The sequence below is a fragment of the Methylobacterium variabile genome (genome assembly GCF_001043975.1).
In the GTDB taxonomy this organism is placed as follows: domain Bacteria; phylum Pseudomonadota; class Alphaproteobacteria; order Rhizobiales; family Beijerinckiaceae; genus Methylobacterium; species Methylobacterium variabile.
Map to the genome: position 1 here is coordinate 1 of NZ_LABY01000072.1, position 8,440 is coordinate 8,440.

Annotated in this window: 12 protein-coding genes; 7 read left to right on the forward strand and 5 right to left on the reverse strand. The window is 60.7% G+C overall.

The annotated features are described in order from the left end of the window. The first annotated feature begins 140 nt into the window (after positions 1-140). Positions 141-959, forward strand: a complete 819-nt coding sequence (locus tag VQ02_RS11660; protein WP_157080590.1) for a hypothetical protein — start codon at positions 141-143, stop codon at positions 957-959. Positions 960-966: 7 nt separating this feature from the next. Here VQ02_RS11660 and VQ02_RS11665 read toward each other — a convergent pair whose 3' ends face one another. Further along, positions 967-1,215: a hypothetical protein gene (locus VQ02_RS11665; RefSeq protein WP_048444363.1), complete on the reverse strand. Its 249-nt coding sequence runs from the start codon at positions 1,213-1,215 to the stop codon at positions 967-969. Positions 1,216-1,289: 74 nt separating this feature from the next. Between VQ02_RS11665 and VQ02_RS36960 the strand changes: the two genes are divergently transcribed. Continuing rightward, on the forward strand, positions 1,290-1,754 hold the full coding sequence (locus VQ02_RS36960; protein ID WP_157080591.1) for a hypothetical protein: 465 nt from the start codon (positions 1,290-1,292) through the stop codon (positions 1,752-1,754). Positions 1,755-2,192: 438 nt separating this feature from the next. Here VQ02_RS36960 and VQ02_RS11670 read toward each other — a convergent pair whose 3' ends face one another. Both VQ02_RS11670 and VQ02_RS11675 read right to left on the reverse strand, forming a co-directional pair. After that, complete coding sequence (locus VQ02_RS11670; protein WP_048444364.1) at positions 2,193-2,462, reverse strand: hypothetical protein; 270 nt, start codon at positions 2,460-2,462, stop codon at positions 2,193-2,195. Next, a complete protein-coding gene (locus tag VQ02_RS11675; RefSeq protein WP_048444365.1) occupies positions 2,459-2,974 on the reverse strand; it encodes a hypothetical protein in 516 nt (171 codons plus the stop codon). Before VQ02_RS11675 ends, VQ02_RS11670 begins: the two co-directional genes overlap by 4 nt. Positions 2,975-3,183: 209 nt before the next feature. On the opposite strand from VQ02_RS11675, the gene VQ02_RS38125 reads away from it, so the two are divergent. After that, positions 3,184-3,333, forward strand: coding sequence for a hypothetical protein (locus tag VQ02_RS38125; RefSeq protein WP_167350725.1), 150 nt, complete (start codon positions 3,184-3,186; stop codon positions 3,331-3,333). Between the two features lie 485 nt (positions 3,334-3,818). Here the strand turns inward: VQ02_RS38125 and VQ02_RS36965 are convergent, their stop codons facing one another. Next, on the reverse strand, positions 3,819-3,977 hold the full coding sequence (locus VQ02_RS36965; protein WP_157080592.1) for a hypothetical protein: 159 nt from the start codon (positions 3,975-3,977) through the stop codon (positions 3,819-3,821). Positions 3,978-4,532: 555 nt separating this feature from the next. On the opposite strand from VQ02_RS36965, the gene VQ02_RS11680 reads away from it, so the two are divergent. Next, positions 4,533-5,192: a recombinase family protein gene (locus VQ02_RS11680; RefSeq protein ID WP_048444366.1), complete on the forward strand. Its 660-nt coding sequence runs from the start codon at positions 4,533-4,535 to the stop codon at positions 5,190-5,192. A gap of 12 nt (positions 5,193-5,204) precedes the next feature. Here the strand turns inward: VQ02_RS11680 and VQ02_RS36970 are convergent, their stop codons facing one another. Continuing rightward, positions 5,205-5,747: a hypothetical protein gene (locus tag VQ02_RS36970; RefSeq protein WP_157080593.1), complete on the reverse strand. Its 543-nt coding sequence runs from the start codon at positions 5,745-5,747 to the stop codon at positions 5,205-5,207. A gap of 920 nt (positions 5,748-6,667) precedes the next feature. Between VQ02_RS36970 and VQ02_RS39080 the strand changes: the two genes are divergently transcribed. The 3 genes from VQ02_RS39080 (at position 6,668) to VQ02_RS36975 (ending at position 8,060) form a co-directional block, all read left to right on the forward strand. Continuing rightward, the gene (locus tag VQ02_RS39080; RefSeq protein WP_245239702.1) at positions 6,668-6,763 is read left to right on the forward strand and encodes a recombinase family protein; all 96 of its coding nucleotides are present in this window, start codon (positions 6,668-6,670) and stop codon (positions 6,761-6,763) included. Between the two features lie 38 nt (positions 6,764-6,801). Next, positions 6,802-7,443, forward strand: coding sequence for a ParA family protein (locus VQ02_RS11685; RefSeq protein ID WP_048444367.1), 642 nt, complete (start codon positions 6,802-6,804; stop codon positions 7,441-7,443). Between the two features lie 149 nt (positions 7,444-7,592). Next, positions 7,593-8,060 carry a hypothetical protein gene (locus VQ02_RS36975; protein ID WP_157080594.1) on the forward strand — a complete coding sequence of 156 codons (468 nt, stop codon included), beginning with the start codon at positions 7,593-7,595 and terminating at the stop codon, positions 8,058-8,060. Positions 8,061-8,440: the final 380 nt, after the last annotated feature.

The following is an 8,440-nucleotide window of genomic DNA, read 5'->3' on the forward strand; positions in this document are numbered from 1 at the left end:
GGGGGCAGATCTTCGACTTAAGCACTCGGAGTCTAAGCCCTCGACATTCCGGCTGCAAGGCCCAACCAAAATTCGTCGACGAATTTTGGTTGGCGTGCGGTCGCGCGTGCGCGCCTACGGCCCGAGAGGGTCGAGGACTCATGAGCAGGTTAGCAATCGGGCGAGGAGCCCATAGTACAGGCGCGGATACTGCAAGCGTCGCCGTCGTCGAGTACAAGACGACAGCCGAGATCCGGCGGGCGCTCGAAGGCGCAACGACGATCCAGAAGGTCAAGGCGCTCGACGAACTGATGTGGCGGGCCTACGGCGCCGGGCTCATCGTCGAGGCGGAGGCCACGGCGCTTTCCGCGCTGTTCGAGACACGCAAGCAAATCCTGACCACTCATGCCCAGGACGCGGCCGAGGAACGAGCTACGGCCGATCGGCGCCGCGCATCGCAGGCGGCGGCGCGTCGTGGATCGGCGCCGCGATCGCAGGAGAGCCTAGAGCGCCGCCGCCGGTGGGCGGCATCCGGGCGATTGTCCCCCGCCCTGGCGGCCCGCCACACGCCCGGCGAGATTGCGGCCCTCTCCGTCGTCGCGGCTGAGGCCCAGGCCAGGGGCGACTGCCGCCTACCCATCGGCCAAATCGCTGCCCTGGCGGGCGTGTGCGAGACCGTGGTGCGCAACGCCCTCCGCGAAGCCCGGGCGCACGGCCTCCTGACGGTCGAGGAGCGCCGTCTGACCGCCACGCGGTCCGACACCAATATCGTTCGCATCGTTTCGGCCGAGTGGGCATCCTGGCTGCGTCTCAAGCAGTCATCCACCCCTCGGGGGAGTGGGTGCAAATTTGCGAAACCCACGAATACTCAAAGACTCATTAAGAACGGCCAGCGGCCAGCGGCACCGGCGCAAAGGCTACCGGGAGGCAGAGCAGCGGCGCAGGCAGCGCCCGAATCGCGATCGGCGGAGGGTCGCTGACGCCCAGCTACTCCACCACCACCCCGCCCCCCATGATCGACGACGCCACCGCTCCGAGCGGGTGCGCCGTCATGCGCGTCGCGTCGATGGCGTAGGCGCCGTCGTCGTCGAGCGCGACAGCATAGCTGGCGACAATGGTCGAGCATGGGCGCCCGTGGTGATCGCCGCTGGCGACGACCCGCAGGGTCCGCCCGTCCTCAACCTGGACGCGCCCGCGGCGCCGGTCGATCAGATGCACGTCCAAGGCGATCAACATGATTTCATACAACCTATGAGTTTAGGACAGATTTTTCAGCATATATCGCCGAAGTAAATCTTGACATGCACTTGATGACACCCGACGCATATCGCCAGTACTGGGCGCTCGCGATCCGAGATTTGCAGCCGGACTACGCGGTGACGCTCGCCTATAACAACCACATGCGCGGGTACGAAGTCGTTCTTGAAAAAGTCGCGGCAGATCTTGACCATCTGCACGGCTTCCTCGATCGACGACTTTACGGTGCCTATTTCCACCAACGCCCACCTGCGCGGCGCACAACCTATATAGGTTGTGTCGAAAATAAAAATAACAACTTGCACGTGCATTTAGCGTGGCGCGTGCCGGAAGACAACAAAAAAATGTTCGCACAGAAGATAAAAGAAATTTGGTGTTCTGCGCCCGGAAAGCGGACAATATCAGTCAAGCCCATCAACGATCTGATGGGATGGTCGTCCTACACGACCAAAGACCTCGACCCGCGCGACCCTGATGCCGACCGGATGGTCATCGTCGGGCGGCACGCGCGGACTTAAAATCGACGAAAAGACTCGGCGACCCCCCCGTAGCTGGCATTGTCATGTAGCCGCGGGCGCCGAGAAACTACCGGAGTACATATCGGCCACCACAGAGATGATGGTCCAGGGGCTTTCCGAGAAAGACCCCAATGCCATTTCTATGGAAATTTATCCAAAGACCATCTTGAACATGACAGCCTCAAACGCGCATGAGAAAGATACCTCGACTGCATCCGTCTCAACGACTCGACGCCAAGACCATAGATGTCCTCGATCGTGGTCGACATGCTCCCGACACCACTCCCGAGCATCGGCGAGACGATCATAGTCGTCTTCGCCAATCGGCGGTTTAATCTTGACGACGTGCTCTAGACGATCAAGGATAGGTCCGTGAGGATCACGCGGGATGCGGGCGATACGCTCGTGTAGTAGGTATAAATTCTGGAACTTCATGTTTTACTTCTTGTTGTTCATCGTCTTGATCGACTTGGTCTTGGCCTGATGTCGCTGCTGCTCCTTGGCAGCGGCTGCCGCCACGCGGGCGAGCGCCGCGGCGCGGACCGCTGCATCAGGCCGCAGCGCGGCTTCCGATCGTCGCGCCGCGATGTCCTGCATGGCCACGCGGTGGCGGGCCGTCTCATCGGCCATCGCGGACGTAGCCTTGGCGGCGCGGGCCGCGGCGCGCTTGGCGTCGCCCTCCCGGATCGTCCTGGTCCGGCGGGTCATCGATCCGCCCCCGCTCGGCACCCACGTGCCCACGTGATCGCGCGCCAGCCTCCTGCGCCCGCCCTATCGACGGCCGAGTACCACTCGGCGACCCCATCGGGGCCCGCCTCGCGGATGGTCGCCGTCGTCGAGATCGCGCGGACGATGTGGGCCCGCACGTCTCGGGCCAGGAGCGGATTTGCGAGCGCGCGAATTCGCGTTGCGGTGACGCTGCTCAAGGCATCCTCGACGGCGACCTCGGGGGCCCTAGCCAGATCGACCACGCCGGTGATCGTGGCTGTCCACTCGCCCCGCGCGTAGGCGGGGATGGCGACGGCCCACAGCCGCAGACCGCCCCAGCGCTCGCTGTCCTCGCGCTGCCGCCGATCGAGCATCTGCCGGGCGCGACGGCGCACGTCGGCCACCGCATCGAGCACGTCGTCGGGATCGCTACACCGGCGCGTCGTCATGACGATCGAGCGCACACGATGGCCGCCTAGGCCATCGGCCCACTGGCCGATCCTCTCGCCCATCGTCCGTGCGCGCCACGACCTGCATCGGCAACATCCGGCACTGCGGCAGTAGTGGGTCCACCCGTCTGCGGTCGTGGACCCGCACATTTGTAGACGGTCACAGAGAATTCGTGGGGTGATGGGTGAATTCAGGATTTTTTTTCTTGTGTTCATTTTTCAAGACAATGTAGTTGTTGTCTCTGTATTTATCATGCCGCTTGGAGAGCCAAATGTCGCGCGAGCCAATCCGGAACCGGCGCGGAGAGATCATCGGCTACATCGAGCGCCAGTCGATCACCCGGCGCCGGATCGCGCGGGATGCGCGCGGCGTCCTGGTCGGGCACGGGGATTTCCTGATCGGCTTTCTCTCGCGGCCCTGAAGCGAGTTTGTCGTCGAGCGGCATGCTGACGCAGGACCTCTCGGCCCGCACTCTTTGCCGTGACGAACGGCGACGGATTGCGACGGTTCGAGACGGGGCGCGACGATCTCGTGCGAGAGCGACCGTTTGCGCGACGGGCGAAGCTGTCTTGGTCCTGACGGTTTTTACGTGGGGGGCTCTTGCACTCCGTCACGAATTTCAGCGAAGATCCCGAAGGGATGCCGCCCTCTTCAATGATCGATCGATCAATGGAGAGTTGTGCCTATGTCTCGACGCCGCCCTACAAAGCATCGCTTGGTCTTGCGGATCTGGGGTATCGTGTCGGGCGAAGCCGAGGGGCCCATTGCGATCGGGGCGATGCTCGTTGTCGTCGTTGCCGTTCTCGCCGGATTGGCTCGCGGGCTTTGGTGATCTTGAGCGTCGACCTCAACCCGCTTCCAATGCGCCAGATCGTCGATACTGGAAAACGGCTTTGGACCAGAGGTTCACAACACCCCGTAGCCATGGGCAAGCAGCACCGCAAACACTATCAAAACGACGGCGATGATCCCGAGCACGCCGTCACCGCTCCCTTCGATCAAGCCGAACATGAGCTTGAACGACACCTTGGGGTTCGTCGCTTTCGACTTGATATCACGGGGCATAGGTCGCACCACTCCATTAAATTGGTGTGGTGGGACATCCCTTCGGGATCTATCCAAATTTTCAGAAGATGCGCAACCATTATCCCCATCTGTGTCCCAGCACGACGATCGGAGGAACGAAGTGCTCTGATCGGTAAGGAACGGTTGGGAACGGCAAGGAACGGTACGGAACGACATCTAAGAGGAGCGTGAACCTGTACCCTGCGTCAGCTTGCCGCTCTGTTGACGCTCAAGTTCATCGGTCCGGGCCTGGGGATTTTCGGGCTCAAGCCCGGAAAGCTTGACCATGCAAGGGGCTGTTCGCAACCCATAGGGGATCATCCCGTCGCCAAGTTCATCGGGCCCGGGCTGGGGCTCCTAGACGTCGAGACTTGAAGCCGAGCTTGCGAAATTCGCGATCGAATTCGCCCAGATCGTCGACATGTCGAGCTTGATCCGCTGAAGAACCTTTAGTTAATCTTGGTGAACCACAGAAAAAGCGCAGAACAGTTCTTGACGAACGACCGCCGGTTGCTGTTACATCTGAAGCAACGAACGTCGATTGGATTGTAACGGATGCGGTTCGTCAGCTACCTCCGCGTCTCCACCAAGCGCCAGGGCGACAGCGGTCTCGGCTTGGAGGCGCAGCGCAAGGCGGTCACCGACTATCTCACCGGCGGGCGCTGGACGCTCATCGCCGAAGTCGTCGAGGTGGAGAGCGGCAAGCGCGCGGATCGCCCGAAGCTCGCAGAAGCTCTGCGCCTCTGCCGCCTCCACGGAGCGAAGCTCTTGATCGCAAAGTTTGACCGATTGAGTCGCGACGCCCACTTCCTCCTCGGGTTGGAGAAGGCGGGCATCGAATTCGTGGCCGCGGACAACCCTCACGCCAATCGGCTGACGGTCGGCATCATGGCTCTCGTCGCCGACGAAGAGCGTCGCGCCATCTCGACCAGGACCAAGGCCGCGCTCGCTGCGGCCAAGGCCCGCGGGGTGAAGCTTGGGGGAGATCGGGGCGCCACCGTCTCCCCCGAGGCGAGGGCCAAGGCGGCCATCGCAGTACAGACCCGCGTTACCAGCCGTGCCGCGGATCTCGCGCCGATCATCGCAGAGATCCGTGCCGCCGGTGCGTCGAGCCTGCGCGAGATCGCGGCGGCGCTCGACGACCGCGGCATCCTGACCGTGCGGGGCGGCCGTTGGAGCGCCGTCCAAGTACGGCGCATCATCACCATTCTTTAGTATGAATGTATTTTATAATTTGATGTTAATTTCGATTGCATCGACAGAAACTCCGAAAACATTTGCAAGCTTGGACTTGGCATCTTCGATCGCATTTTTCTGAATTTGAATATCATTAAATGAAGTTTCTTGCTTAGAAGGAACACTCTTAGAAGGAACACTCTGATTAGATTTTATTAAATTATTTCTAGCTCTCAAAGATCTAACTGAAAAAAACTTGTGTGAACCTGTTATTCCGAGTTCTTCAAGGCTTGTATATTTTACTGGATTTCTCCATTTTTTCCATGAATTATGAAATAATATAGGTGAAATGCTACTAAATCTTATAAGCCACTTCTTACTATTTTCCGGCGCAGTAACTATGTCTTGTATTCGTCCTATCAAAAATGCCGATCCGTGTGGTGGCGCATCTTCGCTCTTCGATGTGAAGGGGGCACTTCGAACGCAAACGACATACCGGTGCCGACGCGCGACTGAGCGATTGAGTGTCCAAGCGGCCGTTCCTCCATCGCTGAGAACCCGATCAAGCGTTCGTTCCGTGAGCACTGCGATCACGGGCTCAGTTGGATCTGGGCCTGGATCGTCTGTGGGTGGGGGTAGGGGGGGGATGAACGAAAGGGTTTCGATTGAGGGAATAGGGACCCTAGCTGGAGGCTCGCTCTCCCGCTCCGGGGTCGGAATTGGTTCTGGGATCATAAACCGGTCGAAGGGCAAACGAGGCTTTTTCACAAACTATCCTCCGAGGGCGGGCATACCTTGGCTATGTCAACCCTAAAAACCGCATCTTTAAAAGATAGATGCCCAGAAAGTATGAGATTTCCGTTGACACGGTGTCAACCGACCCCATATGGTCCGGCTAGGAACCAAGCACGAAAAAACCCCTGATGCGGATGGCAGCCGCACCAGAGGTGAGAGGGTCCATAAGGACCGGTGACTGGTTGATGTTAGTGGGTGGCTCCGAGCAGGAAGCCAGCGATGTACGACAGGCCAAGCAGCACGTAGAGCAGGCCAATGAAGGCGTTGAGCATTTAGGTTTCACCCCCTTTCTGGTTAGGGCGTTTTGGGACCCGCCTTGGCAGGGCGGATGGTGGATGGTCTTTCTTGGCAGAGAAAGGCCACGCTCGTATGTCTCACGAAACGGTGAAGCCGTCAACTCAGACGCCAGTGAAGATGCGATGAATAACCGGGTTGCCCAGGCAATCCGGTTTTTGTGTTGCAAAATAGCAACATAACGCACCCTCGCCGAATACAAGACGTGATGGTCTCGGCCCTTACGACGGCGGCGCTGGCCCCCGCCAGAGCACGTGGGACGAAGCTCGGGGGCGATCGGGGCAATCTTCTCTGTCGATAGCGCCAAGGGGTGTGTGGCGAGCGCGACGGCTCGGCGGGCTCAAGCGTCTCGGCGCGCTACCGACCTCGTGCCAGTCATCGCCGAGATCCGCGCCACCGACGCTGCCAGCCTGCGCGAAATCGCGATGGCTCTCGACACCCGCGGCATCCCGACCGTGCGGGGCGGCCGGTGGTCAGCCGTTCAGGTCTCGCGCGTACTGACAGCCATGCCATCAGTATGATAGCTTCTAGCTTCTATCTCTCGCGGTGAACGAAAAACATGTTAAAAATCATCGCGTTGGTATCAACTAAAGGTGGCGTTGGTAAGACGACGACGGCAATCAACCTCGCCGCGGTCTACGCCCGGCGTGGCCTGCGAGTCGTGCTCATCGACGCCGATCCGGAGGGACATGCGGCGGCGATCGGCAGCCTCGGGCGGCTGCCCTATTCTGTTGTCGCCATCCCGCTCTACGCGGACCAGGACATCGGGGATTGGATCGTCGCCATTCAGAACACGGCAGCCGAGCACGACATCGCCGTGATTGATGCGCCCGGCGTCCGCGGCCCGACCTACGGCGCCGCCCTCGGCCTCGCCCACCTCGTTGTGATCCCGGTCGGAGCGGGGTTGCTCGACTCGCGCGGGGCGGCGCCAACCGTAGCGCTCGCTCGTCATCAACGAGCCGCACATGGTCGACCTCTCACCCTGGTCGTACCGAGCCGCGTCGACCGCCGGACGCTCTCCGGTCGCGATCTCGCAGAGACATTGGCGGTCCTCGGCGAGCCGGTGGGTCCCGCTATCGGCGCCCGTGCTGCGATCTCGGACGCGATCTCGGACGGGGACCCGGTCGCGCTTCCCGCGGCCGTGCGGGAGTACGAGGCGCTTGCCGACACCATCAAAAAAATGATGGAAGCTTGCAACTAGATTTTGAAACCAAAGAGTTCTCTCGTTTTTTCAAGGGGTAAGAGGTGGCAAAAAAAGCGATCGACAGGAAAGCGAGTGCAAGGGCACACCTCGACGCCCTTGTCGCTGCTGAGGTAGCAGCACTGGCTGCGAGATCGGCGACACATCCGGTGCCCGTCGAGCCGCCTACGGTAGACCAGGAGCCCGAGGCCGCGGCGGCAGAGCCCCAGCCCATTGAATCGTCACTGGCGCCCATCCGCATCGAGAAGGACTCCGAGCCCCAAGCTCCCGCCGAGCCCGTCGCCGCTGATCCCCTGCCCGAGCTTGAGCCTGTCACCGCCGATCTCGTTCTTGAGCCCGAGTTCGACAACGAGGAGGAGGATACCCCTCGCCAACAGCCTCCCCGGCAAGAGCGCACGCGAGATCTCACGGGTCGGTCAACCTCGGGCCGAGTCGACGGCCGAGTCGATGGCCGCAGCCTGCGGCGCACCGATCGGACCCCCCTGGCGACGCGGATCTCGGCGGATCACCACGACATCGTGCGGCGCCTTGCAGGCGAAACTCGACTTTCAATCGCCGAGCTTATCGAGCAAGGCATTGATCTAGTTGCAAAAAAATACGATAGACGCAAGAAGTGAGCTTGCAACAATTATAGAATGATGAAAGCTTGCATCATTTTTGTTAATAAGTGTGAATATCGGGGATTGCGCCGTCCTGCCGATCCGTGCGAACCTGGGCCTTAGGCCCGGCTTCGGTGCCGGGGCACAGGATTGATGATGTCGTAAGCGCATACGCGAAGAGGCCGGGCCTTGCAGGGCCCGGCCTCTTGCAACCCCACGAGGGGGCAGATCTTCGACTTAAGCACTCGGAGTCTAAGCCCTCGACATTCCGGCTGCAAGGCCCAACCAAAATTCGTCGACGAATTTTGGTTGGCGTGCGGTCGCGCGTGCGCGCCTACGGCCCGAGAGGGTCGAGGACTCATGAGCAGGTTAGCAATCGGGCGAGGAGCCCATAGTAA